General features: G+C 66.0%; 27 protein-coding genes. 15 read left to right on the forward strand and 12 right to left on the reverse strand.

The features are described from left to right. The first annotated feature begins 217 nt into the window (after positions 1–217). The gene (locus tag ABC969_RS10365; RefSeq protein WP_345864741.1) at positions 218–748 is read left to right on the forward strand and encodes a hypothetical protein; all 531 of its coding nucleotides are present in this window, start codon (positions 218–220) and stop codon (positions 746–748) included. A 6-nt stretch (positions 749–754) separates the two neighbouring features. Here ABC969_RS10365 and ABC969_RS10370 read toward each other — a convergent pair whose 3' ends face one another. Beyond that, a complete protein-coding gene (locus ABC969_RS10370; RefSeq protein WP_345864742.1) occupies positions 755–1,723 on the reverse strand; it encodes a hypothetical protein in 969 nt (322 codons plus the stop codon). A gap of 48 nt (positions 1,724–1,771) precedes the next feature. Between ABC969_RS10370 and ABC969_RS10375 the strand changes: the two genes are divergently transcribed. Beyond that, the gene (locus ABC969_RS10375) at positions 1,772–2,737 is read left to right on the forward strand and encodes a TauD/TfdA family dioxygenase (protein ID WP_345864743.1); all 966 of its coding nucleotides are present in this window, start codon (positions 1,772–1,774) and stop codon (positions 2,735–2,737) included. 2 nt (positions 2,738–2,739) lie between these two features. Here ABC969_RS10375 and ABC969_RS10380 read toward each other — a convergent pair whose 3' ends face one another. Genes ABC969_RS10380 through xseA form a run of 3 tightly spaced genes read right to left on the reverse strand, consistent with a single transcriptional unit; the run spans position 2,740 to position 5,200 of the window. Beyond that, entirely contained in the window at positions 2,740–3,561 is an 822-nt protein-coding gene (locus ABC969_RS10380) for a peptidoglycan DD-metalloendopeptidase family protein (RefSeq protein ID WP_345864744.1), read from the reverse strand. Positions 3,562–3,614: 53 nt separating this feature from the next. Further along, a complete protein-coding gene (locus tag ABC969_RS10385) occupies positions 3,615–3,818 on the reverse strand; it encodes a DUF2093 domain-containing protein (protein WP_345864746.1) in 204 nt (67 codons plus the stop codon). Between the two features lie 14 nt (positions 3,819–3,832). Continuing rightward, complete coding sequence (gene xseA, locus ABC969_RS10390; RefSeq protein WP_345864747.1) at positions 3,833–5,200, reverse strand: exodeoxyribonuclease VII large subunit; 1,368 nt, start codon at positions 5,198–5,200, stop codon at positions 3,833–3,835. On the opposite strand from xseA, the gene purD reads away from it, so the two are divergent. Together purD and ABC969_RS10400 are read left to right on the forward strand one after the other, a co-directional pair. Beyond that, positions 5,199–6,461 (forward strand): phosphoribosylamine--glycine ligase, encoded by a 1,263-nt coding sequence (gene purD, locus ABC969_RS10395; RefSeq protein WP_345864749.1) that lies wholly within the window; start codon positions 5,199–5,201, stop codon positions 6,459–6,461. The two genes, xseA and purD, sit on opposite strands and share 2 nt — an antisense overlap. Before the next feature lie 118 nt (positions 6,462–6,579). Continuing rightward, the gene (locus ABC969_RS10400) at positions 6,580–7,203 is read left to right on the forward strand and encodes a helix-hairpin-helix domain-containing protein (RefSeq protein ID WP_345864751.1); all 624 of its coding nucleotides are present in this window, start codon (positions 6,580–6,582) and stop codon (positions 7,201–7,203) included. A 121-nt stretch (positions 7,204–7,324) separates the two neighbouring features. Here the strand turns inward: ABC969_RS10400 and ABC969_RS10405 are convergent, their stop codons facing one another. Beyond that, positions 7,325–8,635: a hemolysin family protein gene (locus tag ABC969_RS10405; RefSeq protein ID WP_345864752.1), complete on the reverse strand. Its 1,311-nt coding sequence runs from the start codon at positions 8,633–8,635 to the stop codon at positions 7,325–7,327. Between the two features lie 155 nt (positions 8,636–8,790). Between ABC969_RS10405 and ABC969_RS10410 the strand changes: the two genes are divergently transcribed. Further along, positions 8,791–9,462, forward strand: coding sequence for a YiaD family glycine zipper/OmpA-like lipoprotein (locus ABC969_RS10410; RefSeq protein WP_345864754.1), 672 nt, complete (start codon positions 8,791–8,793; stop codon positions 9,460–9,462). Positions 9,463–9,526: 64 nt separating this feature from the next. Here the strand turns inward: ABC969_RS10410 and ABC969_RS10415 are convergent, their stop codons facing one another. Both ABC969_RS10415 and ABC969_RS10420 read right to left on the reverse strand, forming a co-directional pair. Continuing rightward, positions 9,527–9,967, reverse strand: coding sequence for a nucleoside deaminase (locus ABC969_RS10415; protein ID WP_345864756.1), 441 nt, complete (start codon positions 9,965–9,967; stop codon positions 9,527–9,529). 97 nt (positions 9,968–10,064) lie between these two features. After that, on the reverse strand, positions 10,065–10,340 hold the full coding sequence (locus ABC969_RS10420) for a hypothetical protein (RefSeq protein WP_345864757.1): 276 nt from the start codon (positions 10,338–10,340) through the stop codon (positions 10,065–10,067). 168 nt (positions 10,341–10,508) lie between these two features. On the opposite strand from ABC969_RS10420, the gene rpmB reads away from it, so the two are divergent. Continuing rightward, positions 10,509–10,805: a 50S ribosomal protein L28 gene (rpmB, locus tag ABC969_RS10425; RefSeq protein WP_345864759.1), complete on the forward strand. Its 297-nt coding sequence runs from the start codon at positions 10,509–10,511 to the stop codon at positions 10,803–10,805. Between the two features lie 103 nt (positions 10,806–10,908). Here rpmB and ABC969_RS10430 read toward each other — a convergent pair whose 3' ends face one another. Continuing rightward, entirely contained in the window at positions 10,909–11,892 is a 984-nt protein-coding gene (locus ABC969_RS10430; protein WP_345864760.1) for an esterase-like activity of phytase family protein, read from the reverse strand. Between the two features lie 153 nt (positions 11,893–12,045). Here ABC969_RS10430 and ABC969_RS10435 point away from each other — a divergent pair, with 153 nt between their 5' ends. Further along, complete coding sequence (locus ABC969_RS10435) at positions 12,046–12,432, forward strand: glycine zipper 2TM domain-containing protein (protein WP_345864762.1); 387 nt, start codon at positions 12,046–12,048, stop codon at positions 12,430–12,432. A 140-nt stretch (positions 12,433–12,572) separates the two neighbouring features. Here ABC969_RS10435 and phbB read toward each other — a convergent pair whose 3' ends face one another. The 4 genes from phbB to ABC969_RS10455 all read right to left on the reverse strand — a co-directional run bounded on the left by phbB (position 12,573) and on the right by ABC969_RS10455 (position 18,642). Further along, the gene (phbB, locus tag ABC969_RS10440) at positions 12,573–13,295 is read right to left on the reverse strand and encodes an acetoacetyl-CoA reductase (RefSeq protein ID WP_345864763.1); all 723 of its coding nucleotides are present in this window, start codon (positions 13,293–13,295) and stop codon (positions 12,573–12,575) included. A 33-nt stretch (positions 13,296–13,328) separates the two neighbouring features. Beyond that, positions 13,329–14,336 (reverse strand): ferrochelatase, encoded by a 1,008-nt coding sequence (hemH, locus tag ABC969_RS10445; RefSeq protein ID WP_345864764.1) that lies wholly within the window; start codon positions 14,334–14,336, stop codon positions 13,329–13,331. Then, positions 14,336–16,570, reverse strand: a complete 2,235-nt coding sequence (locus ABC969_RS10450; protein WP_345864766.1) for a xanthine dehydrogenase family protein molybdopterin-binding subunit — start codon at positions 16,568–16,570, stop codon at positions 14,336–14,338. Before ABC969_RS10450 ends, hemH begins: the two co-directional genes overlap by 1 nt. 389 nt (positions 16,571–16,959) lie before the next feature. Next, on the reverse strand, positions 16,960–18,642 hold the full coding sequence (locus ABC969_RS10455; protein ID WP_345864768.1) for a class I adenylate-forming enzyme family protein: 1,683 nt from the start codon (positions 18,640–18,642) through the stop codon (positions 16,960–16,962). Between the two features lie 66 nt (positions 18,643–18,708). Here ABC969_RS10455 and lgt point away from each other — a divergent pair, with 66 nt between their 5' ends. The 8 genes from lgt (at position 18,709) to ABC969_RS10495 (ending at position 25,478) form a co-directional block, all read left to right on the forward strand. Further along, positions 18,709–19,578, forward strand: a complete 870-nt coding sequence (gene lgt / locus ABC969_RS10460) for a prolipoprotein diacylglyceryl transferase (RefSeq protein WP_345864770.1) — start codon at positions 18,709–18,711, stop codon at positions 19,576–19,578. Positions 19,579–19,698: 120 nt separating this feature from the next. Beyond that, positions 19,699–20,784 carry a class I SAM-dependent methyltransferase gene (locus ABC969_RS10465; RefSeq protein ID WP_345864772.1) on the forward strand — a complete coding sequence of 362 codons (1,086 nt, stop codon included), beginning with the start codon at positions 19,699–19,701 and terminating at the stop codon, positions 20,782–20,784. Then, a complete protein-coding gene (locus tag ABC969_RS10470) occupies positions 20,781–21,290 on the forward strand; it encodes a GNAT family N-acetyltransferase (protein ID WP_345864774.1) in 510 nt (169 codons plus the stop codon). Before ABC969_RS10465 ends, ABC969_RS10470 begins: the two co-directional genes overlap by 4 nt. Further along, positions 21,287–22,051, forward strand: coding sequence for a peptidoglycan editing factor PgeF (gene pgeF / locus ABC969_RS10475; RefSeq protein ID WP_345864776.1), 765 nt, complete (start codon positions 21,287–21,289; stop codon positions 22,049–22,051). The genes ABC969_RS10470 and pgeF overlap by 4 nt, the downstream gene beginning before the upstream one ends. A 70-nt stretch (positions 22,052–22,121) precedes the next feature. Beyond that, complete coding sequence (locus ABC969_RS10480; protein WP_345864778.1) at positions 22,122–23,444, forward strand: cystathionine gamma-synthase family protein; 1,323 nt, start codon at positions 22,122–22,124, stop codon at positions 23,442–23,444. Between the two features lie 67 nt (positions 23,445–23,511). Beyond that, on the forward strand, positions 23,512–23,913 hold the full coding sequence (locus ABC969_RS10485) for a DUF2147 domain-containing protein (RefSeq protein WP_345864779.1): 402 nt from the start codon (positions 23,512–23,514) through the stop codon (positions 23,911–23,913). Positions 23,914–23,952: 39 nt separating this feature from the next. Further along, positions 23,953–24,966 carry an adenosine deaminase gene (locus ABC969_RS10490; RefSeq protein ID WP_345864781.1) on the forward strand — a complete coding sequence of 338 codons (1,014 nt, stop codon included), beginning with the start codon at positions 23,953–23,955 and terminating at the stop codon, positions 24,964–24,966. Continuing rightward, entirely contained in the window at positions 24,963–25,478 is a 516-nt protein-coding gene (locus ABC969_RS10495) for a phosphoribosyltransferase (protein ID WP_345864783.1), read from the forward strand. Before ABC969_RS10490 ends, ABC969_RS10495 begins: the two co-directional genes overlap by 4 nt. Positions 25,479–25,573 lie beyond the last annotated feature (95 nt).

Below are 25,573 nucleotides of genomic sequence, written 5' to 3' on the forward strand. Positions count from 1 at the left end.
GGATTTCCCCTTTGAGTGATCCGGTTGCGGATCATCGACCGACGTGACGCCGGTCCGATGTGCTCGATTAATCGACTTATTGCGCGAACGGCAACGGGATCGTTACGAAAGTAACAAATTTTGTCCCATCTGTATCATCTACGCCACAGTGAGGGGATGCGCTTGTCTGCCAGGGCGCGCATCCATAAACCGGCGCAAGACCAAGGGGAGATGACGCGTGCATAAAAGAACAGCCCTGATTACAACGACGTTACTGTGCTGCAGCAGTGCCGTCGCGGCCCAGACGCGCTCCTCGGACGGCGTTTTACAATCCTTTACATCATGTCGCGCGATTGAAACGGCGGCGGCACGGCTGGAATGTTTCGACAAAGCGGCGGCAGCGCTGGAGGGTGCGGTCAGGGCGAAGGAAATCACCATCGTTGATCGGCAAGAGGTCCGCCAGGCGCGCCGTTCGCTATTTGGATTCGCGATTCCGCGGATCGGCCTTTTCGATGGCGGGCGCGATGACAAGGATGCCAAGGAGGCAGAATTTGCCGAACTTAACACAACCGTCGTCAGCGCCAGAGCCACCGCCAATGGCCGTGTGGAACTGCGCCTCGCCGAGGGCGCGGCGGTGTGGGTGACGACTGACCCGGTGCCCTTCCCGCCACGCCCGGGCGCCAAGGTGCGCATCAGGCGGGGCGCGCTTGGCAACTATTTCATCGCCATCGACGGACAACGCAGCGTCCGCGGCATGCGTGTGCGCTAGCGACGCTTAATTGATTAGCGCGGCGCCGGCGAGAATGGCGGCGGCCGGCGTCGCCCCGGGCTGCCGCTCGATCCAGCGCTGCGCTGCCGCCAGCTCATCCGCCAACGCTGTCTCAATGGTCGCGCGCCGCGCTAATCGCGCGTTATTATCGAATTGTACCGTCGGATCTTTCGAATAGCGCGTAAACAAAGCGCCCCCGGCAATGGCGTCGCTATCAGCATCGTCGAGCGGCATCCGAAAAAGTCGTGCCGTCGCCGCTAAGACCGGCGCCGGCGCGGTGAAGAAGATTTCCGCGTCCAGGCTGCGGGCCTGCGGCATCTGCTCCAGTGCGACGGCAAAACGCTCGGTCTGCGCCAGCCACAAGGCGGCCGCGCGGTCGGCATCCGGCCACCCCGTCATGTCACCCAAATGCGACGCGAGCAATGTCGTCACGCGCCGCAGCCACGCACGGTGATTGTCGCTGCGCAGGATGGCGGACAGATAATCACGCAGGCCGAGATGCAGGAAGATCGCGGGAGCATGAGGGGCCATCACCGCCAGCTCGGGCAGCAGGAAATTGACCGGCACGTTGGCCTTGACGATAGTCAGCAGGTCAGACTGATACCGTTTGCCCAGCATGGCCGTTACGATCGGCAAGCGCGCAGCGTCGGCACTAATTGCGCATTGGCGCAGCGCGAGCGGCTCACGCAACACCAGATTGCCCGATAATTGATCGAGCGCGCGCGCCAGCAAGGTCGATCCACAATGGGCGACATGGAAAATCCAGGCGGTAGGTTGGATCGGCATGTCCACGCCGTCAAAAGCGGCTACCGGAACGCGCATCGATCCCTCGGCCGCGGGCATTATCCGGGCATCGAGAAAGATCGACCGATGATACGCGGCGCGATCCATCGGTACGAATACTGCCGTTTCGCCATCCAGCGAATGAAGATAATGGTCGGGCGATGCGCACAGGTCGGCCAGCGTCAGGGTCATCGCAAGGGTATAGCTCGAACGAATATTTGCCGCTATCCCGCCCGTGCCATGCCCAGGATCCATCTGCCCGAACCCGGCCGCCCTCAGGTGCTGATCGAAGCTGTAGCGGGCGAAACGATCCTCGACATCGCGGCTGACGAGATCATCGCGCTGTACAAGGCGCACGGCGCGCTGCTGCTGCGCGGTTTCGGCGCCGATGTCGCGCACTTTACCGCCTTCGCACGGCGCTTCTGCCCTACCTCGGTCATCAACGAGAGCCCTGGGCGCAAACCGCTCCACAGCGAATACAATGTTCACACCGTCGATGGCGGCACCAAGGCGTTTTCGTTTCACCCGGAATTGTCACGCGAACCGTGGAAGCCCGACGCGGCATTTTTCGGTTGCCTGTCGCCACCGAGCCAAGGTGGCGCAACGACGATCTGCGACGGCGTCGCGCTGGTCCGCGCGCTTCCCGCCGCGCTGCGCGAACGGCTCGAGCACCGCCGGCTGCTTCACATCATGGCGACCTGGCCAGCGTTGCTCGAATATTGGCTGGGCAGCGCGAATCCAAGCGACGCGCAGCTGGCCGCGCCGCCACCCTCCTGCCCGTATTTCTTTCGCCGCATCGACGGCCATCTTGTGCGCATCTTCACGCGCCCGGCTTTGCACCGTCCGATGTTTATCGATGCGCCAGCGTTCGGCAATTTTCTGTTGTTCGCGCGGTTCAACAACAACCGCCACGATTTCCCGCTGCTCGATGATGGGCGTCCAGTACCGGAGGAATGGATGCACGCGATCAAGGCCGCGGGCGATTCGGTCGGCGTGGCGGTAAGCTGGCAGGCCGGCGACGTGCTGATGCTCGACAACACCCGCTTCATGCATGGGCGCACCGCTATCCTTGATGCAAGCGAACGGCTGATCGCGACATTTTTCGGCTATGTCGGGTTCGCGCTGCCCAATCCCGAGGAGCCCCCCAACCCGATTTGGCGGCAGCGCGCTTTCTATCCGCCGCTGTCGCCGGCCTTGCCGCGCTGATCTCACCCCGCCGGCATCGCCCCCGCCAGCAGCAGCGGATCGATCCGCGCGTCGCGCCATTTCAGGCTCCAGTGCAGATGCGGTCCGGTCGCGCGGCCGCTCATCCCCACGGCACCAACCAGTTGCCCCCGCGTCACGCGATCGCCGACGCGCACGTCGATGCGCGAGAGATGCAGGAACGCGCTGTTCAGGCCCATGCCGTGATCGATCATCAGCAGATTGCCCTCCAGCGTGAAGGGATGATCGGCGGCGAGGATCACCACGCCATCCGCCGGCGCCAGCACCGGTGTGGCCGTCGCGCGGGCGATGTCGATGCCCGAATGATAGGCGCCCGCCTCGCCATTCCGATACACGCGCTGTGCCCCGAACAGCGTCGAGATGCGGCCCATGGTCGGCCACAGAAAGCGTTGCCGCCAGCCCATCGTGTCCGCCGGCGTGCCGCGCGCCGCGGCGATCTGCGCCAGTTCGCCAGGGCGGATGCGCGCGAATTCGGCAGCGGGGACGGGATATTTGGGCAGGCTGTTGAGCCGCGAGATATTCCAGGCGCGCGGCGCGATGGTCAGCGTGTCGCTGACCTGACGGCCATCCGCCAGCGTGGCGATCACCGTCGCCACGGGCCCCGCGTCGCGATCGAAAGCGATCAGGAAGCGGCCATCGGGCGCCACGGGGACGGCTGCACCGTCAAGCGTCAGCGCGCGCGTGCCGGCGGGAGCGATGCCGATCACCGCGCCGCCTTGCGTCCGTGCGCCGCTATAGCTGAGCGCGGTCGGCGCGGGCTGCTGAACGGCTCGTACCGCAGGCGCGGCGGCAGCGCCGCACAGCATAACCGCTCCGGCGATGACAACACGTAGGCGCCGGCAGCGCCCGGTGCGCTGCATCAATGCGCCGGGCTCATCGCACGCGTGGCGATCTCCGCCGAGGCATAGGCCTGCTGCGCGCCGACGCTCCAGTAGCGCAGATCCTCCAGCGCGATCCGCTCGCCCGATACCGCGCAGACGACATGATCGCCGGGCGCCAGCACGCGGAAGCCATTGGCCATATAATGAAGCCGCGCAGGGCGATCGGTGTTCGACATCAACATGGGCAAGGTCCGAATTATAACAGGGTCGGCTGATCGACCGTCACTTTGTCATATGCCTTGGCGCCGCCACGCTCAACCCGCGCATCGACGGGCCCGTCGCGGAAGTGCAACGTCACCGCGCCCGCGCCGCGCGCCGCTGCGGCGGTGGAGATCACCTTGCCGCCGGGCCGCCCCTCAATCCAGGCATAACCGCGCTCCAGCGGGCGATTGGGGTGGACCGAATCGAGCAGCCGCCGCACGCCTTCCAGCCGCTCGCTGGCGCGCAGCAGCCGCTGCTCGAGCATCGCGGGCCTGAGCGCACCGCCAGCGCGATCGAGCTGGCTGCGGGCCATGCCGATGCGCCGCTCCAGCCCGCGATCGAGCCGCGCACCGGCATCGTCGGCGCGCTGGCGCTGCGGCCCGAGCAGCGCATCGCGCTTGGGCAGCACGCGCACCAGCGCCTCCAGCCTTTCGCGCCCGCGGTCATGATAGCGCCGCGCGCAGCGCTCGGTGCGCTGGGCGTGGGCATCGAGCGTCAGGCGCAGATCGGCCAGCACCGGCACAGCCATTTCCGCCGCCGCGGTGGGCGTCGGCGCGCGCAGATCGGCGGCGAAATCGCACAAGGTGGTGTCGGTCTCATGGCCGACGGCGGAAATGATCGGGATGCTGCACGCCGCCACCGCGCGGACCACGACTTCCTCGTTAAACGCCCACAGATCCTCGATCGAGCCGCCGCCGCGCGCGACGATGACCAGATCGGGGCGCGTTTCCGCCGGCATCGCATCGAACCCGCGCACGGCGGCGGCGATCTCGGCCGCGGCGCCGTCGCCCTGCACTTTCACCGGCCAGACCAATACATGGCTGGGGCAGCGATCGGCCAGCCGGTGCAGGATATCGCGAATGACGGCGCCGGTCGGCGACGTCACCACGCCGATCGTGCGTGGCAAAAAGGGGAGCCGCTGCTTGCGTGCGCCTTCGAACAGCCCCTCGCCCGCCAGCTTGGCCTTCAATTTTTCCAGCAACGCCATCAGCGCGCCTTCGCCGGCAAGCTCCATCCGATCGATGATGATCTGGTATTTGGAGCGGCCCGGATAGGTGGTGATCTTGCCGGTGGCGATCACCTCGATGCCGTCCTGCGGCTGGAACGGCAGCATGTTCACCTGCCCCTTCCAGATCACGCCATCCAGCACCGCGCTGTCGTCCTTCAACGACAGATAGGCATGGCCCGAGGCGACGCGCTTATAGCCCGATATCTCGCCGCGCAGCCGGACATGACCGAACTCGCCCTCGACCACGCGTTTCAGTTTCTGCGCGAGTTCGCCGACGCCCATCGCGGCGGCGTTGTCGCCGGGGGTCTCCTCGGCTACCAGCCGGTGGTTGGTATCGAAAAAGGGGTCGGCCATGAATGTCCTGCTGATCGGCTCCGGGGGCCGTGAACATGCGCTTGCCTGGCGGCTGGCGCAATCGAAAGGGCTGACAAAGCTCTATGCCGCACCCGGCAATCCCGGCATCGCCGAGCATGCCGAGCTGGTCGCGCTGGATGCGGCAGATCACCGCGCGGTGATCGATTTCTGCCACCGTCACTCGATCGGGCTGGTGGTGATCGGGCCGGAAGCGCCGCTGGTCGATGGCCTGGCGGATAATATCCGCATGATGGGGCTGCCGGTGTTCGGCCCCAACAAGGCGGCGGCGCAACTGGAGGGATCGAAGGGCTTCACCAAGCAAATCTGCACCCGCGCGAATATTCCCACCGCGGCCTATGCCAAAGTGACGTCGCGCGATGGCGCATTGGCGGCGCTCGGCGATTTCGGGCTGCCCGTCGTGATCAAGGCCGATGGGCTGGCGGCGGGCAAGGGCGTGACCGTCGCGATGACGCGTGCCGAGGCGGAAGCCGCCATCGCCGATCTTTTTTCAGTGCCCAGGGCGGAGGCGGTGATCGAGGAGTTCCTCGAGGGCGAAGAGGTCAGCCTGTTCGTGCTGACCGACGGCACCGCGCTGATGCCGTTCGGCACGGCGCAGGATCACAAACGCGTCGGTGATGGCGATACCGGGCCGAACACCGGCGGGATGGGCGCCTACAGCCCGGCGCCGGTGCTGACGGCCGCGCTGGAGCAGCAGGCGATCGACGAGATCGTCGCGCCGACCGTGGCGGCGATGGCGGCGGCGGGCATGCCCTTTTCGGGCGTGCTCTATGCCGGGCTGATGCTCACGGCCGAGGGCCCCAAGCTGATCGAATATAATGCGCGCTTCGGCGATCCCGAATGCCAGGTGCTGATGCTGCGTTATCAAGGCGATCTGCTGGCATTGCTGCTCGCGGTCGCCAATGGCACGCTGGCCGATCAGCCCGCACCGGTCTTCGCGCCCGACACCGCGCTCACCGTGGTGATGGCGGCCAATGGCTATCCGGGCACGCCCGAAGCCGGCGGGCGCATCGCCGGGATTGCCGCAGCCGAGGCCGGCGGCGCGCAGGTTTTCCAGGCCGGCACACGCCGCGACGGTGACGCGCTGGTGGCCAGCGGCGGGCGCGTGCTGGCGGTGACGGCAATGGCGCCGGAGATCGCGGCGGCGCAGCAAGCCGCCTATGATGCGGTGGCCAAGATCGATTTTCCCGGCGGGTTCAATCGCCGCGATATCGGCTGGCGCGAGATTGCCCGGCAGGGCTAGGCCACGCCCGATAAAAAGCGCTACGGCCAGGCGAAGCGAGCAGCGCCCAAGATCGTTGATGGACGCGCCGTGAATCCTGGTGATACTCGCCTGTAACCTTGCGTATCTGGAGCAATCGATGACGGAAATGCCCATGGACGTCACGTCCTTCACCGTTGCGCAGTTCGTGGTGATGGGCATCTTTGCGCTGCTCGCCATCGCCGGCATCCTGTTTGGCATGGGGCTGAAACGCGCACGCCGTGCGGCGCGAGCGGAAACGGTGGAACGGCGCGAGGCTGCGGGCGTCCCCGAGACGACCGCAGAGACTCCATCGCCAACGCCGCCCGCCGTGGTCGATGACGCGATGGCGCCGATGAATTATGCCGCACCGGTGGCGACACCCCGGGCCACACCGCCCGCCTTTGCCCCTGCCCCGCCACCGCTCGGCAATCCACTGCCGGTCGACGTCAAACCCACGCCCGACCGCACCGAAACGGTCGCCGCTGCGCCAGCGCCGCTGGCGCGCGATATCCGGCAACTCAAGGGCCTGGGCCCCAAGCTGGCCGCCGCACTGGCCGAGCTCGGCATCACCCGCGTCGAGCAGATCGCGGCGATGAGCCCGGCTGAGCTGGACGATCTGGATATACGCCTCGGCGCCTTCCGCGGCCGTCCGGCGCGCGACCGCTGGGCCGAACAGGCACGTTTGCTGTGCGCAGGCGACAAAGCGGGCTATGAGGCCGAATTCGGCAAGCTTGGGAACTGAGGCGCTTGCACCGTCATCCCAGCGAAAGCTGGGATATCAGGCGGTATGCGCGGGCCAGAGCCGCCGGGGACTCCAGCTTTCGCTGGGGTGACGGCGGCGAGGCCGCGACGCGTGCGCCGTCTCAGCCGGCGCTGACCGCGCTGACCAGCAACTTGTCGATCCGCCGACCATCGAGATCGACCACTTCGAATTTCCAGCCCTGCTGCACAAAGCTTTCGCCCTCGCCCGGCAGATGGCGAAACACCGCCAGCGCCAGCCCTGCGACCGTTGCATAGTCACGATCTTCGGGCAGCTCGATGCCGAGCCGCTCGGCCAGCGCATCCACCGCCATCTGGCCCGAAACGAGCAGCGAGCCATCGTCGCGCACCACCACTGATGGGCTGTCCTCAGGATTGCTGTCCGAGGCGAACTCTCCGGCGATCGCAGCGAGCAGATCGGTCGGTGTGACGATGCCTTCGAAATGGCCATATTCGTCATGCAGCAGCGCCATCGGCACTTCCGCTTCGCGCAGGGCGACCAACGCATCCAGCGCATCGAGCTGATCAAGCACCACCGGTGCCTGACGCATCAGCGTGCGCAGATCGAGTTCGTGCCCGCCGAGCAGCGCGGCGGCGATGTCGCGCGCCTGCACCACGCCGATCACCGCATCGACCGATCCTTCGGCCACCGGCAGCCGGCTGTGCGGCGCTGCCAGCAAGGCAGCACGGATGCCGTCCGAATCGAGCGCGACATCGATCCACACGATATCGGTGCGCGGCGTCATCACTTCGCGCACCGGGCGATCGGCGAGGCGCACCACGCCCGAGATGATCGAGCGCTCATGTTCCTCGATCACGCCCGATTTGCTCGCCTCGGCGACGATCAGGTGAAGTTCTTCGGCGGTGACGTGATCCTCGGTCTCGCGCTTCAGCCGCATCAGCTTGAACAACAAGGCGCTGGTCGAATCGAGCACCCACACGACCGGTGCGGTGCCCCAAGCGAGCCAGCGCATCGGCGCGGCCATGAATGCGGCAATCGGTTCGGGCGCGCGGAGCGCAATCTGCTTGGGCACCAGCTCGCCGACGATCAGTGAGGCATAGGTGGTGACGCTGATGACCAGGATGAAGCCCACAGTTTGCGTTGTTTCCGCGGCCAGGCCCAGCCAGCCAAGCCGCGCCGCCACCGGCCCGCCGAGGCTCGCGCCCGAATAAGCGCCGGCGAGAATGCCGATCAGCGTGATGCCGATCTGTACGGTCGACAGGAACTTGCCGGGATCGGCGCCCAGCAGCAGTGCGGCGCGCGCGCCGCGCTTGCCGGCCCGCGCCATCGCCTCAAGCCGCGCCTTGCGCGCCGATACGATGGCGAGTTCGGACATCGCGAACACGCCGTTGAGCGCGATCAATGCCATGATGATCGCTACGTCGATCCAAGGGAAGGGGGGAAGCGGTGCCATGACGCTGGATCGTCCTTGCCGCACATTGCCGGGCATAACAACCATGCGACGCAATTATGTGATCAAATCGCAGCCGGAACAATCTATGGCGGGGCTGGTTGAGTGGCCAACCAAAGGGGGCGCAGCGTGCGCGCCGCATCGTCAAGGAGTATAGTATGCGATCGAAATTCATGATCGGCGCGGCACTGACCGCGCTCATCACCACCAGCGCCTGCGTCACCGATCCGGAAACCGGGCGGCAGACCATTTCCAAGACCGCCATCGGCGGCCTGGGCGGCGTGCTGGGCGGCTATCTGCTCGGCGACATCGTCGGCGGCCGCAATGATCGCACCGCCAAGATCGTCGGCGCCGGGCTTGGCGGCATCGCCGGGGCCGGGATCGGCGCCTATATGGACAAGCAGGAGCGCGATCTGCGCGCGCGCACCGCGGGTACCGATGTGCAGGTCATCCGCCAGGGTGACGATCTGATCCTCAACATCCCATCGGGCATCAACTTTGCCTATAACAGCGCCGCCGTCGCGCCGCAGTTCCAGCGCACGCTTGATCAGGTCGGCAGCGTACTGGGCCAGTATCGCGACACCTATATCGACATTTACGGCCATACCGATTCGACCGGCTCGGACGATTACAACCAGGGCCTGTCCGAACGCCGCGCCATCTCGGTGGCGGATTACCTGTCGGGCCACGGTGTTCAGTCGGCACGCATTGCCACACGTGGCTTCGGCGAATCGCAGCCGATCGCAGCCAACGAGACGCCCGAAGGCCAGTCAGCGAATCGCCGCGTCGAAATCAAGATCGTGCCGATCTCGCAGGACGATCTGCGCTAGAAGATGCTTCTTCGTGGCTTCGTGCGAAAAATCTAAGCGCACGAAGCCACGAAAGCACCAGGGCTTAGCGTCGCTCAGCGAAAAACGCGCGCAGCAGCCCCGCGGCTTCGTCTTCGCCAATGCCAGAATACACCTCCGGCCGATGATGGCAGGTCTGCTGCGCGAAGAAGCGGGGCCCGTGCGCTACCGCGCCGCCCTTGGCATCCTCCGCCCCATAATAAAGCCGCGCGATGCGCGCATGGGCGATTGCACCGGCGCACATCGCGCACGGCTCCAACGTAACCCACAGATCGCACTGCTCGAGCCGATCGCTCCCCAGCACTTCCGCCGCGGCGCGAATCGCCCGAATTTCGGCATGCGCCGTCGGATCATGCAACGTGCGCGGCGCATTGGCCGCGACCGCGATGATCGCGCCGTTCGCCACCACCGCCGCGCCAACCGGCACTTCGCCGGCGTTGGCGGCGGCGCGCGCGGCGTCCAGCGCGGCGCGCATCGGGGCAGGCATGGGAAACACCGCCTCCCTATGCCCGTCCGGGTGCGCCCAGGCCAGTCCGGCGCTTTACGGGCCGGCGCAATACTGCGCCAGCCCGGGCGCTCTGCGCTTATTGCGCGGTGGAGTTGCCCTCGGGGCGGTTAAGCTGGACGGTGGGCACGCTGATCGTCTTCTGCGTGGTCCCGACTGTGGGCACATCGACCGTCTTGTTTTCGGCGCCGACCGACAATGTTGCCATATCGGCCTTGACCTTGGGCGCCTCGCCACCCTGGACGCTGACATTGGGAAGCGACCCCGGCGTGGTATTGAGCTTGAGCAGGCCAACCGACATCAGTCCGACAACGACGAGGGCAACCAGCCCAATCAGGATCAACAGTGCGCGCATCAGCAATACTCCCGGGGAAAAAAATCGGATCGATAGCGTAATAACGTCGTATTACGGGGCTTGGTTGCATGCTAACGGCTGAATCGGTTGACGCCCAGCGCGGAGCGGGCTATCCGCGCCGCCTTTACGGGACACCGAACAGGGGTCCGAAACTCAGGAATAGCGAACATGTCGCGCATTTGCGAACTGACCGGCAAAGGCCGGATGGTGGGTAACAACGTTTCCCACGCGAACAACAAGACCAAGCGGACCTTCCTGCCCAACCTGCAGAACGTGACGCTGATGTCCGACGCACTTGGCACCAGCGTTAAGCTGCGCGTCTCGACGCACGGCCTACGCTCGGTCGAGCATGTCGGCGGCCTGGATAACTGGTTGGTCAAGACCGGCGATGACAAGCTCTCGCTCAAGGCACGCCGCCTGAAGCGCGACGTGCGCAAGAAGCTGGACGTTTCCGTCGCCGCCTAAACCCCTTGGGGTTTCGCGCAGTCATCGGCCCGCCCTCCCTGTGAGGCGCGGGCCGTCGGCGTCTATCGTGATGATGCGGTGACGGCATCGCACGATACGGCGCTTAGCGCGGCAGCGAATCGATCCTGAACTTCATTAGCAACGTGCGTTCGAACATGAACTGATTGTCGTCCGAAACGAGCCAGATCACCGTTGCCCGGCCCTCCTGTGCCACCACCAGCCCCTCGAAATTGTCGCGCGTCAGGGGCGCGTCGATCATGGCGATCTCCACGCCGCCCACGCGCGCACCGGCCCGGATCGCGCGCGGATCGACCACGGTCAGCTTGGCGGTGAAATCGAACGGCGCGGAAAATCGGCGATTGAGCATCAGGATGCGACCGTCCGGCAGCAATGCGGCGTCGCTGGGATCATATCCTTTAGGCGGCACATAGACGAAGCTGAAATTGGCCTCCGGCGCGCGGGTTGGATCGCCGGCAAAGCTCAGCGCGAGGCGGCCCGGCTTGCGTTTTGACGGGGTCGATTCGGCAAACACGATCGTGCGTCCGTCGGCCAGCCGCACCATCGCTTCCGATCCGCCATTTTCGTCCCAGCGTCGCATTGCCCTGGGGCCGCTATGGCCGATCGCCCGGGTCAGCCCGGCATCATACCGCCAGATCTCGTTGGCGCGTTCGAAGCCGATCAGCAGGTCGCCCGTGGCCGCATCGATGATCACCGATTCGCTGTCGCGATCGCGCTTTTCCCAGCCGGCGCCAGGGCCATCGGGGAGTTCGGCGATGGAGGGCGTGCTGATGCGCCCCTGCGCATCGAGCCCGAACCGCACGATCCCGCCGCCATCGCTGATCAACGTGAACCGGTCCCCCTGCAGCGTCATCGCGGAAAACCCGCCGAACACCGGATCGCGGCTTTCGAGCGCAACGCCGCCCAGATAGGTCAGCCGCCCCACGCGGCGCTGGTGCGGGTGCTCCGGGTCGAGCGGCACGCGCGTTGCCGTGATCGTGGCGTTGCGATCGAGCAGTCCCAGCCGCTGCGGCCCATCCCAGTGCGGCGCGATGATCAACAGGGACAGGATGGAAAGCCAGGCACGCACGCGCCCTCATTAACGGCCCGCGCGCTGATCGCCACCCCATGGCGGGCGATGAACATCGCATAACAAAGGCATTCAGGCTCGGCTCAATGCGGCGCCCCTAAAAAGACATCAACGAGGAAGTGAAGCCGCTCCTCCGATCCCAGGAGATACGCCATGTTCAAGAAAGTAACGCTCGCCCTCACCGCGCTCGCCATGGGCTCCACCGCCATCGTCGCGGCGCCGGCCTCGGCGCAGCGCTATGATCGTGGCTACAGCCAGTATGATCGGGGCGACCGCGGCTATGACAATCGCGGTTATCGTAACGATCGTCGCTACAACAACGATGACCGCCGCTATTATCGCAACAACCGCGTCAGCCGTAACGATCGCTGCGATGCGGTGGGCGGCACGGTGATCGGCGCGATCGCCGGTGGCCTGCTCGGCAACACGGTCGCCGGTCGTGGTGATCGCACGCTGGGCGCCGTGCTCGGTGCCGGTGCCGGTGCCCTCGCCGGCCGCGCGATCGACAAGTCGGACGATCCGCGCCGCTGCCGGCGCTAAGCGCGGCCCCACGAGTTTCACGAGATCCCTCCCGTTGCGTAACAGGGGGTAGGGCCGGCGCCTTCGGGTGCCGGCCCGCTTTTTTTTTGCGCGGAGCGGTCAAAATAGCGGCGAGCCGCCGGCCGTACCGCCCCCGCCCGTCAGTACATATGCTGCCCGCCATTGATGCTGAGCGTCGATCCGGTGATGAACCCGCCCTCTTCCGACACCAGAAACACCACGCCGCGAGCGATTTCGCTTGCCTGGCCCAGCCGCCCGACCGGGATCTTGGCGACGATCTTCTCCAGCACGTCCGGCGGCACCGCCGCGACCATATCGGTATCGATATAGCCCGGCGCGATTGCGTTGACCGTCACGCCGGCGCGCGCGCCTTCCTGCGCCAGCGCCTTGGTGAAGCCGTGAATACCCGATTTCGCTGCGGCATAATTGACCTGGCCATATTGCCCGGCCTGCCCGTTGATCGAGCCGATATTGACGATCCGCCCCCATTTACGCTGGCGCATGCCAGGGAAAACCGCCTTGGCCATGTTGAAGCAACCGCCCAGATTGGTGTCGATCACCTCTTTCCAGTCGTCATAGGACATTTTCAGGATCGTGCCGTCGCGCGTGATCCCGGCATTGTTGACCACGATATCGACCTCCCCCAGGTCGGCTGCAACCTGCGCGCAGCCGGCCTGGCAGGCGTCGAAATCGCAAACGTCCCAACGATAGGAGGGGATGCCAGTGCGCGCCGTGAAATCGGCCGCGCGCGTCGCGTTCCCGCCATAGTTCGCCGCCACGGTGATGCCGAGATCACGCAGCGCCAGGCTGATCGCCTCGCCGATTCCGCGCGTGCCTCCGGTGATGATCGCAACGCGTGCCATAGCTCTCTCCTCGCTTGTTTTCGAGGAGTGACGCTACGGCTTGGCGACCCAGCCTTCAAGCTCTCGCCCGAGCAGGGTGCGCAACATTTCAATGCCGACCGCGCTGTCATTTAGACAAGGCAGATAGGCAAAGTGCGTGCCCCCCGCCTCAACGAAGCTCTCGCGCCCGCGGATCGCAAGTTCCTCCAGCGTCTCCAGGCAATCGGCAGAAAAGCCGGGTGCGAGGATCGCCACCTTCTTCACGCCCCGGCCGGGCAACTCCTCCAGCGTGGTGTCAGTCGCTGGCCCCAGCCATTTGGCCCGCCCGAACCGCGATTGGAACGAGATCACCACTTCCCGCCCTAGCGCTTCGGACAGCAGCCGCGCGGTTTTTTGGCAGTGGCAGTGATAGGGGTCGCCAAGTTCGAGCGTACGTTCGGGCATACCGTGGAAGCTCGCCACGATCGTATCGGGGGCGAAATCGAGCGCGGCCAGGCCCTGTTCGATCGTCGTTTTGAGCGCGCCGATATACGCGGGATCGTCATAATAGGGCGGGAGCGTGCGCAGCGCCGGGTGCCAGCGCATCTGGGCCAAGGCGGCGAACGCCTTGTCATTGGCCGTCGCCGTCGTCGCCGCGCAATATTGCGGATAGAGCGGCGCAACCAGAATGCGTTCGCAGCCTGCCGCCTTCATTGCCGCCAGCCGATCAGGAATCGAGGGATTGCCGTAACGCATCGCCCAATCGACCAGCACGCCTGGCCCGAACGCGTCCTTGAGCGCAGCGGCCTGCAGCCGCGTGATCGCGGCCAGCGGCGAGCCATCCTCGCGCCACACCAAACCATATGCTTCAGCGGACTTTTTCGGACGTGTGTTGAGAATGATGCCGCGCAGGATCGGCTGCCAGGCGATCGCCGGGATCTCGACCACGCGGCGATCGGACAGGAATTCGCCGAGATAACGCTTCACCGATTTGACATCGGGGCCATCGGGCGTGCCGAGATTGGTCAGCAACACGCCGATCTGGGGCTTGGGGATGGCCGGGTGGCCCGCGGGTAACATCATTAATCTCCGGGTCGCAGCGGCAGCCGGCGCAGCCGGACGCCGGTGGCAGATTGCAGGGCATTGGCGATCGCGGGAGCGACCGGGGGGACGGCAAGTTCGCTGACACCGCCGGGATCGGCTTCGCTGCGGATCAGTTCGATCGTGATATCGGGTGTGTTGGACAATCGGGGAAGAGCAAGATCGCCAAAACCGCGCGCATCGGCAAGATTTTCGGTCAATCCGGTCGACGCGCCCAGCGCCTGCGCCAGGCCGAAGATCAGCCCGCCCTCGATCGCCTGGCGCACCACATCGGGATTGACCTGCCGCCCGCAATCGACGGCGGCGACAAGGCGATCGACCTGTAGACGTTGACCGTCACCAATGCTCGCCTCGGCCAATACGGCGATATAGGAGCCGCGAAAGGCATGACAGGCGATGCCCTGCCCGCTGCCCGGCACGCCGCCCTCCCACCCGCCAAGCGACGCCGCAGTGGACAGACACCGCGCCAGCCGCGCGTTACCGCCGAGCATGCCGATCCGGTATGACAACGGCTCGGTGCCGGCGACGTGCGCCAGCTCATCGAGAAAGCATTCAGTGAAGAAGCAGGTGTAGCTGTGCGCGCCCGAGCGCCAATGCCCGGTTGGCACGCCGATTCCCGCGGGATGATGATCGATCGCGAAGTTCGGGATCGTATAGATCGGCCGCGCACCACCGACGGCGTAAGGATCGCCCTTGCCGCCAAGCGCCAGCGTCGTCTGCACCAGCCGATCCTTTGCGAGCAAGCGGCCGGCCAGCTCGCGGCCGGTTGTCGGGGCAGCGATCTTGGCCAGCCAGCCTTGAATTTGGCCGTTCGCCCCGAGCCGCGCAGTCATCCGCGCCGCGGCGGGCGGGCGATAGCGATCGTGCAGCAGATCTTCGCTGCGCGACCAGACGAGTTGCACCGGGCGCTTGATCTCCCGCGCGATCAGGGCCGCCTGTTCGGCGACACGGTGATCGAGATTGGCGCCGAACGAACCGCCGGCCAGCATCGGATAGATCGTCACCGCCTCCTCGGCGATGCCGAGCGTCGCGGCGGCGGCTGCGCGGGTCAGCCCGGGCGCGGGGGTGGGCAACCACAATTCCAACCGGCCATCCTGATACTGGGCGGTGGCGGTGGTCGTCTCGATCGCGGCATGCACCGCAAGCCCCGCGCGATACTCTGCAGTAACGACGCTGGCGCCCTTGAACACCGCCGCAAGATCGCCTTGTGCCGCCATGCGCACGCCCGGGCCATCCAGCGCCACGGAGAGCGCGGCGGCAATCGAATCGCTGTTGATGATCGCGCCGGTGGTGGCGAACCGGGGGCTGAGCGCATCGAGCGCCTTGTTCGCCGCCCACCAGCTATTGGCGATCGCCGCCACCCAACGGTCGTTGATCACCACCTGGCTGACCCCGCGGATGCGATCGGCGGCGGCGCGATCGACGCGGATCAGCCTGGAATCACCCACCGGCCCCTGCCGGATGCTGGCATAGACCATGTCGGGCAGCCGCACATCGCCGGCGAAATTGGCCGATCCATCCACCTTGGCGGGCACGTCGAGCCGCGGCAGCGACTGGCCGTAGAGCCGGCTGTCGTCATTGGCGCGGAGCGGGATCGGGGCCGGCACGTCTCCTGCCACCGCCTCGGCGGCGAGCGTGGCGAAGCGCAGCTTATCCGTGCCGTGCGTGACGAACCCGCCGGCCGCGCCGCACGCCTGCCATTCCACGCCCCAACGCGCCGCCGCCGCCTTGGTCAGCAAGATGCGCGCCGCCGCACCCGCTGCGCGCAACGGCGCCTCGAACGCGCGCACCGAAGAAGATCCCCCGGTGAGCATCAGCGCGCGGCGCTGCGCATGCCCGGCGCGGAGCGGCGCCGGCCACGCGCTGAACGTGCCTTCGAACAACTCATCGAGCGCCAGCACATTGGCATAAAGCGGGTTCAGCGGCGCCGGCTGCACGGCGATCGTCCGCCAATCGGCACCGAGCTCGTCGGCCAGGATTTGCGGCAGCGTGGTGTACACACCCTGGCCATGTTCCGATTGCGGCACCGCTACCGTGACCTGCCCGTCCTCGCCCACTTTCAGCCAGGCGCTGAACACGGTCTCGCCCGGCGCGGCGGTCAAATTGGCGGCATAATCGCGCGGCCACAACGCCAGCGCGACGACCAGCCCGACGCCAGCGCCTCCACCGATCAGCAGGCTGCGCCGGTCGAGGGTGAAAGTGTCGCGTGCCGCCATGGCCTGCGCTCTATCGCGGGGGAGGGAGTGGGGGAAGGTTCAACTGCTCCCACCCTCGAAGGGTGCGACCTGGGCGTTGGTAGCGCCATCGACCTCTTTACCGTCACCCCGCACTTGTTAGGCACTTATTCCTCTCGGATATGTACAACCGTCATCCCCGCGCAGGCGGGGATCCATGTGCTTGGCCGTCACAGTCGATCGGCTGCGGCAGCCAGTATGGATCCCCGCCTGCGCGGGAATAACCAAGACATGCTCTAAGGGGACAATCGCCGACTTGTTCCGGGGTCCACTGCTCCGGAAAAACAACTGCTTTTGGGATGCGGCACGGTGGACCCCGGAACAAGTCCGGGGTGACGACCAGTATGCGATGGCCCCTGTAGAGAGTCGGATTATGCGACCGCCAACGCCCGATATTTCGCCTTCAGCGCCACCTTGTCGATTTTCTCCGTTCCCAGCCGCGGCAGCGGCGCGTCCGAAATCCAGATTTTCTGCGGCACCTTGAACGCGGCAATATGCGCGAAGAGATAGGCGCAGAGCTCGTCCGCGGTCATCTCCTCGCCCGCGCGGAACACGACGACCGCGCCGGGGACTTCGCCCATCCGCTCGTCGGCCAGCCCGAATACCGCCGCCTCGGCGACGCGCGGATTCTGGTAGATCGCCGCCTCGACCTCCAGGCACGAGATATTCTCGCCGCCGCGGATGATGATGTCCTTCTTGCGATCGACGATGAACAGATACCCGTCCTCGTCGAGATAGCCGATATCGCCGGTGAGGAAATAACGATCGGGCGTAAAGGCCTGCGCGGTCGCTTCCGGCTGGCCCCAATATTCCTTGAAATTACATACCGAGCGGATGCCGATCTCACCGCGATGCCCCGCCGCCACCGGCTTGCCGAAGGCGTCGAGAATGGCGAGATCGACCAGCGGCGGGGAGGCGCGGCCGGTGGAATTGGGCTTGGCCAGATAATTGCTGCGCCAATTGCCGCAGCCGATGCCGTTGGTCTCGGTGAGCCCATAGCCCAACAACGGCGCCCCGCCCCCCATCTCCTCGTTCAAGCGGCGGACATGCTCGACCGGGCGCGGTGCGCCGCCGGCGGCGAAATCGGTGACGGTGGAGAGATCATAGGCGCCGCGATTGGGGTGTGTGAGGATCTCGAAGCTCATCAACGGCACGCCGACAAAATACGTCACGCCCTCGGCCTGAATCAGCCGCATCGCTTCCTCGGCATCCCATTTCGGCATCAGCACCAATTTGCGGCCCATGGCGAAGCTCTGCAGGAAAACGGGCACTTCGGCGGTGACGTGAAACAGCGGCACGTTGAGCAGGGTGGCCGGCTGCGTGGTCGGCGGATTGCCGTCCTGCGTTGCAATGCCGAGCATCACCAGCGCCTGCGCCAGATAATTGAACACCGCCTGGACCACCGCGCGATGATCGCTGAGCGCCCCTTTCGACTGGCCGGTCGAGCCGCTGGTGAACAGGATCGTCGCCGCGTCGTCCGCGCCGATCGCGGGCAGCGCCACATCGCCCGCGCGATCGGTGATGCCCGACAGCGCCTGCGCCAGCGGCGCGGTATCGTCGATTTCCACCACGCGGATGGGGAAGCCCTCGATCGCCGCCAGCCGCCTGGCGCGCGGCGGATCGGCAAAGATCAGCGTGCAATCGACCTCGCTTACCGCATCCTTCATCTCGTCCGACTGCCACCAGCCATTGAGCAGGCAGGCGATCCCGCCGGCCATGACGATGCCCATGTATAGCGTGATCCAGCTCGGCGAATTGCGCATCGCGATGCCCACGCGGTCACCCTTGGCGATCTTGTCGCCGACCAATGCCTGCGCCACCTTTTTCGCCTGCGCATAGACCTCGGCAAAGCTCAGCCGCTCGTCGCCGGCGACGAGAAAGGTCTTGTCGTGATGCTCGGCCGCATAATGCGCGAAATAACCCGGCAGGCTGGGCGGCGCGGCGGCGATCATCGGCAGAGTTACGCCGTTCAGATCGATCGTGCCCAGCGGCAGCGCGGTGCCGGTGATCGCGGCGAGGCCGTCGTCCATCCGCTGGTCGAGCTCGGTGCGCATTCTCTCTCTCCGCTTGGTCTTGTGCCTTGTCGCCCTTATGGAGGCGACAAAGCCTGGGGAAAAGCCTTGATCCTGACCGCCATCACGGCCGCAACGCCGCACATCCGCTTCACCGATCTCGGGCTAGACCCGGTCGCGCTCAATCTGGGCTTCTTCCAGATCAAATGGTATTCGCTGGCCTATATCAGCGGCATCCTGCTCGGCTGGTGGTATCTGCTCAAGCTGCTCGCGCAGCCCGGCGCGCCAATGGCCCGGCGGCATGCCGACGATCTGGTCTTTTACGTGACGCTCGGCATCATACTGGGCGGACGGCTCGGTTACGTGCTGTTCTACGCCACCGACATGCTGGCCAATCCCTTACGCGTGCTCAGGCTGTGGGATGGCGGCATGTCGTTTCACGGCGGGGTCATCGGCACCAGCATCGCGCTGATCCTGTTCGCGCGGAAGCACCAGCTGAACTGGCTGCGCATCCACGATTATATCGCCTGCGTCGTGCCCTTCGGGCTGTTCTTCGGGCGGCTGGCCAATTTCGTGAACGGCGAATTGTGGGGCAAGCCGAGCAACGTCGCCTGGGCGATCATCTTCCCGCGCACCGGCGAGGACGTCGCGCGCCATCCGAGCCAGCTGTACGAGGCCGGCCTTGAGGGGGCGCTGCTGTTCGCGATCCTGTGGTTTGCCTTCTGGAAGACCAAGGCGCGTTATGCCCCGGGCCGGCTGGTCGGCATTTTCGTGCTGGGCTACGGCGTGGCGCGCTTTGTCGTCGAATTTTTCCGCGAGCCCGATGCGCAGCTCGTCGAATTCGCCCAGGCCACTGGCTTGCACATGGGGCAATGGCTGTGCGTGCCGATGATCCTGGGTGGCGGCTATCTGATCGCCACCTCGGCCGGGCGGCGCCAGCGCATCGAGCCGATCGCCGGGTCGGAGAGCGTCGCCTGACTACGACTCTCCCGCAAGCGGGAGGGGCGTCTAACCACTCCCCTCCCGCTTGCGGGAGGGCGCCTAACCACTCCCCTCCCGCTTGCGGGAGGGGCTGGGGGAGGGCATGTGCACCGCACGATGACCTCGACACCCCCTCCCCTAACCCCTCCCGCCAGCGGGAGGGGAACAGAAGCCCCCCTCCCCGATCGCCTTGCCCGCGCCATCACGCTGGCCGGGCCGATTTCGCTGGCGCAGTATATGGCCGCCGCCAACGCGCATTATTATGCCACGCGCGATCCGCTCGGTGCGGCCGGCGATTTCACCACCAGCCCCGAGATCAGCCAGATGTTCGGCGAGCTTGTCGGCCTGTGGTGCGCCGATCTGTGGGATCGCGCGGGGCGGCCCGATATCGCCTGGGTCGAGCTCGGCCCGGGCCGCGGCACACTGGCGGCGGATGCGCTGCGCGCGATGGCCAAGGCCGGGCTCCGTCCGTCCGTGCATTTCGTCGAAACCAGCCCGACCTTGCGCGCGGCGCAGGCCGACCGCGTGGGCGCGGCGACCTGGCATGACGACACCACCACCCTGCCCGCCGATCGCCCGCTGATCGTTGTCGCCAACGAATTCTTCGATGCGCTGCCGATCCGGCAATTGGTGCGCACCGCCGATGGCTGGCACGAACGGCTGGTGGCCTGCCAGGACACGCTGTTCCTGCCCATTGCCGGCAAGCCGGTGCCCGAGAGCGTGCTGCCGCCCCAGCTGCAACAGGCGCCGCCGGGGTCGATCATCGAGACCTCCCCGGCCAGCGTCGCCGTGCTGCGCGATCTGGCGCAGCGCATCGTGGCGCAGGGCGGCGCGGGCCTGGTGATCGATTACGGCTATCTGGGCCCGGCGATCGGCGACACCTTCCAGGCCATGCGCGCGCATGCGTTCGTCAATCCATTCGAAAACCCGGGCGAGCAAGACCTGACCGCGCATGTCGATTTCGCGACCCTGCTGGCGGCGGCGATCACCGCGGGGGCGACGCCGCATGGCCCGGTGACGCAGGGCGCGTTTCTCTCGGCGCTCGGCATCGCCGCACGCGCCGCCACGCTGGCGACGGCATCCCCCGACCGCGCCGAAACCATCGCCGCCGATCGCGATCGGCTGATCGAGGCGATGGGCGAATTGTTCAAGGTCATCGCCTTCACCGCGCCACGCTGGCCGCAACCGGAAGGCCTGGCATGATTACCTATCGCGACGCGCGCGCGATCGACGGTCCGGCGCTGTCCGCCATGGCGCGGCGCAGCTTTACCGAGACGTTCGGCACGCTCTATCGTCAATCCGATCTGGCCGCTTTTCTCGATGACGCGTTCGGCCCCAACGGGCTTGCCGCGCAATTGTCCGAACCCGATTTCGCCATTCGCCTCGCGCTTGAGGACGAGCAGATCATCGGCTTCGTCAAGATGGGTCCGGTGACCTTCCCCGGCGAATGGCGGCCCGACGCAATCGAGCTTTATCAATTCTATGTGCTGAGCCCGTGGCACGGCCAGGGCGTGGCGCAGGAACTGATGGCCTGGGCGCTCGAGCATGCGCGCTCGCACGGAGCCAAGGAGATCATCCTTAGCGTCTATGTCGACAATCACCGCGCGCACCGCTTTTACGAGCGCTACGGTTTCCAGGATATCGGGCGCATCGCCTTCCGCGTTGGCGAAACGGTGGACGACGACAATCTCATGCGGCTCGTGCTGTGACGGTCGAGGTGATCCGCGCGCGTGCGCTCGGCGCTGTGGCGCACGGCTTTTTCGGGCGGCGCGGCGGCGTGTCGAGCGGTATCCTGAGCGGGCTCGATATGGGCCGGCGGGGGCAGGAGCCGACGCCCGAGCTGATCGAAAACCGCGCGCGCGCGATCGCCGCCGTGCTGCCCGGCGCGCGCTTGCTGACCGTCTATCAGGTGCATTCCGCCAACGTCGCCACCGTCACCGAGGCGTATGACGAGGATGCCCGGCCGCATGCCGATGCGCTGGTCACCGATCGCCCCGGCCTCGCACTGGGCATCCTTACCGCGGATTGCGCGCCGGTGCTGTTTGCCGATGCCGCTGCGGGCGTGATCGGCGCGGCGCATGCCGGGTGGAAAGGCGCGCTGGGCGGCGTCACCGATGCGACGATCGCGGCGATGGAACAGCTCGGCGCCAGGCGTGAGCGCATCGCCGCCGCCATCGGCCCGTGCATCGCGCGCGCCAGCTACGAAGTCGATGACGGCTTTGCGCGCGCGTTCGGCACGCACGACCCCGCCAACGAGCGCTTCTTCGCCCCGGGCAAGCCCGGGCATCATCAGTTCGATCTCGAAGCCTATGTCGTCCACCGCCTCGCCGCGGCCGGGCTGACGCGGATCGAAGCGCTGGGGCTGGACACCTATGCCGATGCGGATCGCTTCTTCAGCTTTCGTCGCGCCACGCATTCGGGCGAACCCGATTACGGCCGGCAGATTTCGATCATCGGACTTGGCGGCTAACTCTGCCCCCGGGATAGTATAGAACGATACCAGTTCGCCTGCGTTAGACAGGTAACCGTAGGAGTTTTTCATGCCCGATTTCCCCACCGAAGACGATCTCACCGGCGGCGCGCCCGTCCCCGCAGGCCGCAAGAGCGTGGAAAAGATCGGCGATCGCAAGCTCAAGCCGGCCACCATGATGATGGGCCACGGCTATGATCCGATGCTCTCGGAAGGCGCGCTGAAACCGCCGATCTTCGCCACCTCGACCTATGTTTTCCCCAATGCCGCGGCGGGCAAGCGCCACTTCGAAGGCGTCACCGGCAAGCGCCCCGGCGGCTCCGCGGGCCTCGTTTATTCGCGTTTCAACGGCCCCAACCAGGAGATCCTCGAGGATCGCCTCGGCGTATGGGAGGAGGCCGAGGACGCTTTGGTCTTTTCCAGCGGCATGTCGGCGATCGCCACCCTGTTCCTGTCGATGGTCAAGCCCGGCGACACGATCGTGCATTCCGGCCCGCTTTATGCGGCGACCGAAACGCTGATCGCGCGCATCCTCGGCAAGTTCGGCGTCAACTATCTCGATTTCCCCGCCGGCGCGACGCGCGAGGAGATCGATGCCGTGCTGCAGCAGGCATCGAACGCGGGCAATGTTGCGCTGATCTATCTGGAAAGTCCGGCCAACCCAACCAACGCCCTGGTGGATATCGAAGCGGTGGCGGCCAGCCGCGATGCGATCTTCGGCGACGCCAAGCCGCCGATCGCGATCGACAACACCTTCCTCGGGCCGTTGTGGCTGCAGCCGCTCAAGCATGGCGCCGATCTGGTGGTATACAGCCTGACCAAATATGCCGGCGGGCATAGCGATCTCGTCGCCGGTGGCCTGCTTGGCTCCAAGGAGCATATCAACATGATCCGCTCGATGCGCAACACGATCGGCACGATCTGCGATCCCAACACCGCCTGGATGCTGATGCGCAGCCTGGAGACGCTCGAGCTGCGCATGAGCCGCGCGGGCGAGAATGCGGTGAAGGTGTGCCAGTATCTCCGCACGCATCCCAAGGTCGAGCGCGTCGGCTATCTCGGCTTCCTCGCCGACACCCCGGGGATGGAGCGCCAGGCGGACATCTATCGCCGCCATTGCACTGGCGCTGGCAGCACTTTCTCGCTGATCATCAAGGGCGGCGAGATGGAGGCCTTCGCGTTCCTCGACGCGCTGAAGATCGCCAAGCTCGCGGTCAGCCTAGGCGGCACCGAGACGCTCGCCAGCCACCCCGCGGCGATGACGCATCTGTCGGTGCCCGACGCGCGCAAGCAGGCACTGGGCATCACGGACAATCTCGTGCGCATCTCGATCGGCGTGGAGGATGCCGACGATCTCATCGCCGATTTCACTCAGGCACTCGACGCGATCTGATGCGTTGAACAGGGGATCAGCTTCGTGATGCGAGACGAAGCCTCCCCTCTGGCGTACAGGTAAGCCGATGAAACGTACGATGATGACGATCGCCGCCGCAACGCTGGCGATGCTCCCCGCAGCAGCGCTGGCGGCACCGCCCAAGGGCGTGTGGACCAACCCGCAAAAGTCGGTGCGCGTGGTGTTCCAGCGCTGCGGTCAGGCGATGTGCGGTAAGGTCGTGTGGGCCAGCCCCAAGGCGCAGGCGGACGCCGCAGCGGGCGGCGGCGGGCCGCTGGTCGGCACGATGCTGTTCCGCGATTTCGTGGAGGAGGAGCGCGGGCTGTGGAGCGGCAGCGTGCTGATCCCCGATATCGGCCAGACCGTGTCGGGCACGATCGAGCAGACCGGCCCCAGCACGTTGGTGGGCGAAGGATGCGTGTTCGCCGGGATCGGCTGCAAGAGCCAGACTTGGACGCGGATGCGCTGAACGCTTGCCCGTCAGTGGCGATCGGGCGATGATGCGCGGATGACCGAACCCGATTTCATCGCCGGCCTGCCCAAGGCCGAACTCCATTTGCATATCGAGGGTAGCCTGGAGCCCGAACTGATGTTCGCGCTGGCCGAGCGCAACGGCGTGGCCATCCCCTTCGCCAGCGTCGAGGATGTCCGCGCGGCCTATGATTTCTCCAATCTGCAGGACTTTCTCGATATCTATTATGCCGGTGCCGATGTGCTGCGCACGAGCGAGGATTTCCGCGATCTGGCGGTGGCCTATTTCGATCGCGCCGCAGCCGATGGCGTAGTCCATGCCGAGATCATGTTCGATCCGCAGACACACACCGCGCGGGGCATCGCCTTTGGTACGGTGATCGAGGGGCTACTCGCCGGCATGGCCGATGCGCAGGCGCGGCACGGCATGACCACCAAGCTGATCATGTCGTTCCTGCGCCATCTCGACGAGGACGACGCCTTCGCCACGCTGGAAGCGGCACGGCCGTGGCTCGACCGGATCGACGCGGTCGGGCTCGATTCCTCCGAAATGGGCCATCCGCCGAGCAAGTTCGCGCGCGTCTTTGCCGCCGCCCGTGCGGCGGGCCTCAAGCTCGTCGCGCATGCGGGCGAGGAAGGCCCGCCGGAATATGTCTATGAAGCGCTTGATCTGCTTGATATCGATCGGCTCGATCACGGCAATCGCAGCCTTGAGGATCCGGTGCTCACCGCGCGGCTCGCGCGCACCGCGATGACGCTGACGGTGTGTCCGTTGTCCAACCTCAAGCTCTGCGTGGTCGGCGACATGAACGATCATCCGATCGATCGCATGCTGCGCGAAGGGCTGCGCGCCACGATCAATTCGGATGATCCGGCCTATTTCGGCGGCTATATCGCGGACAATTACCGCGCCGCGGCCGCCGGCCGCGCGCTCGACCGCGACGATCTGGCGCTGCTGGCGCGCAATTCGTTTCTCGGTTCGTTCCTGCCCGATGCCGTGGTGGCGCAGCATCTCGCCACGCTCGACGCCTATGTGGCTGAGGCGGCATGACGATCTACACGCATGTGCCGCAGGGCGAGTTCGTCGCCGCCATTCGCACGCTAGCGGATGTGCTGGCGGCGGACGATTGGCAGCCCGATTTCATCATCGGCGTCGGACGCGGCGGGCTGGCGCCGGCGGTATTTCTCAGCCACGCCACCGGGTTGCCGATGCTGTCGGTCGATTATTCCAGCCATGTGAAGGATTTCGCCGACGCGCCGCTCGAAAAGCTTGCCGCGCGCACGCAGACCGGTGAACGCTTGCTGTTTCTCGACGACATCAACGATTCGGGCCGCACGATCGCGCATCTGCGCGAAAAACTGGCGGCAAGCGGCGCGGTGCCGGGCACCATCCGCTTCGCCACCTTGATCGACAATGTCAGCTCCGAGCAGACGGTCGATTACCGCGCGCGCACGATCGACCGGACGGTGACGAAGGACTGGTTCATCTTCCCCTGGGAAGCCGTCGCGCCAGACGTGGCCATCGCCGCCGATGCGGCCGCGGTGCCGGAGCGGATTGCTTAAGCCCGCCCCAAATCCGTCATGCTGAACTCGTTTCAGCATCCAGGCGCGGCCATCCTCATCACTGGCACGATCAATTAGGCAGCCGACCGCGCCTG

It is taken from the genome of Sphingomonas qilianensis (assembly GCF_039614825.1).
Lineage (GTDB): Bacteria > Pseudomonadota > Alphaproteobacteria > Sphingomonadales > Sphingomonadaceae > Sphingomonas > Sphingomonas qilianensis.

Bases quoted from the DNA above. Each gene is read 5' to 3' on its own strand.
- rpmB (WP_345864759.1), top strand. From the start codon at position 10,509: ATGTCGCGCATTTGCGAACTGACCGGCAAAGGCCGGATGGTGGGTAAC.
- ABC969_RS10375 (WP_345864743.1), top strand. From the start codon at position 1,772: ATGCCCAGGATCCATCTGCCCGAACCCGGCCGCCCTCAGGTGCTGATC.
- ABC969_RS10480 (WP_345864778.1), top strand. From the start codon at position 22,122: ATGCCCGATTTCCCCACCGAAGACGATCTCACCGGCGGCGCGCCCGTC.
- ABC969_RS10420 (WP_345864757.1), bottom strand. From the start codon at position 10,340: ATGCGCGCACTGTTGATCCTGATTGGGCTGGTTGCCCTCGTCGTTGTC.
- ABC969_RS10410 (WP_345864754.1), top strand. From the start codon at position 8,791: ATGCGATCGAAATTCATGATCGGCGCGGCACTGACCGCGCTCATCACC.
- xseA (WP_345864747.1), bottom strand. From the start codon at position 5,200: ATGGCCGACCCCTTTTTCGATACCAACCACCGGCTGGTAGCCGAGGAG.
- ABC969_RS10490 (WP_345864781.1), top strand. From the start codon at position 23,953: ATGACCGAACCCGATTTCATCGCCGGCCTGCCCAAGGCCGAACTCCAT.
- ABC969_RS10465 (WP_345864772.1), top strand. From the start codon at position 19,699: ATGACCTCGACACCCCCTCCCCTAACCCCTCCCGCCAGCGGGAGGGGA.
- phbB (WP_345864763.1), bottom strand. From the start codon at position 13,295: ATGGCACGCGTTGCGATCATCACCGGAGGCACGCGCGGAATCGGCGAG.
- ABC969_RS10435 (WP_345864762.1), top strand. From the start codon at position 12,046: ATGTTCAAGAAAGTAACGCTCGCCCTCACCGCGCTCGCCATGGGCTCC.
- ABC969_RS10385 (WP_345864746.1), bottom strand. From the start codon at position 3,818: ATGTTGATGTCGAACACCGATCGCCCTGCGCGGCTTCATTATATGGCC.
- ABC969_RS10380 (WP_345864744.1), bottom strand. From the start codon at position 3,561: ATGCTGTGCGGCGCTGCCGCCGCGCCTGCGGTACGAGCCGTTCAGCAG.
- ABC969_RS10455 (WP_345864768.1), bottom strand. From the start codon at position 18,642: ATGCGCACCGAGCTCGACCAGCGGATGGACGACGGCCTCGCCGCGATC.
- ABC969_RS10400 (WP_345864751.1), top strand. From the start codon at position 6,580: ATGACGGAAATGCCCATGGACGTCACGTCCTTCACCGTTGCGCAGTTC.
- ABC969_RS10370 (WP_345864742.1), bottom strand. From the start codon at position 1,723: ATGACCCTGACGCTGGCCGACCTGTGCGCATCGCCCGACCATTATCTT.
- ABC969_RS10495 (WP_345864783.1), top strand. From the start codon at position 24,963: ATGACGATCTACACGCATGTGCCGCAGGGCGAGTTCGTCGCCGCCATT.
- ABC969_RS10485 (WP_345864779.1), top strand. From the start codon at position 23,512: ATGAAACGTACGATGATGACGATCGCCGCCGCAACGCTGGCGATGCTC.
- purD (WP_345864749.1), top strand. From the start codon at position 5,199: ATGAATGTCCTGCTGATCGGCTCCGGGGGCCGTGAACATGCGCTTGCC.
- hemH (WP_345864764.1), bottom strand. From the start codon at position 14,336: ATGATGTTACCCGCGGGCCACCCGGCCATCCCCAAGCCCCAGATCGGC.
- ABC969_RS10415 (WP_345864756.1), bottom strand. From the start codon at position 9,967: ATGCCTGCCCCGATGCGCGCCGCGCTGGACGCCGCGCGCGCCGCCGCC.
- ABC969_RS10405 (WP_345864752.1), bottom strand. From the start codon at position 8,635: ATGGCACCGCTTCCCCCCTTCCCTTGGATCGACGTAGCGATCATCATG.
- ABC969_RS10470 (WP_345864774.1), top strand. From the start codon at position 20,781: ATGATTACCTATCGCGACGCGCGCGCGATCGACGGTCCGGCGCTGTCC.
- ABC969_RS10450 (WP_345864766.1), bottom strand. From the start codon at position 16,570: ATGGCGGCACGCGACACTTTCACCCTCGACCGGCGCAGCCTGCTGATC.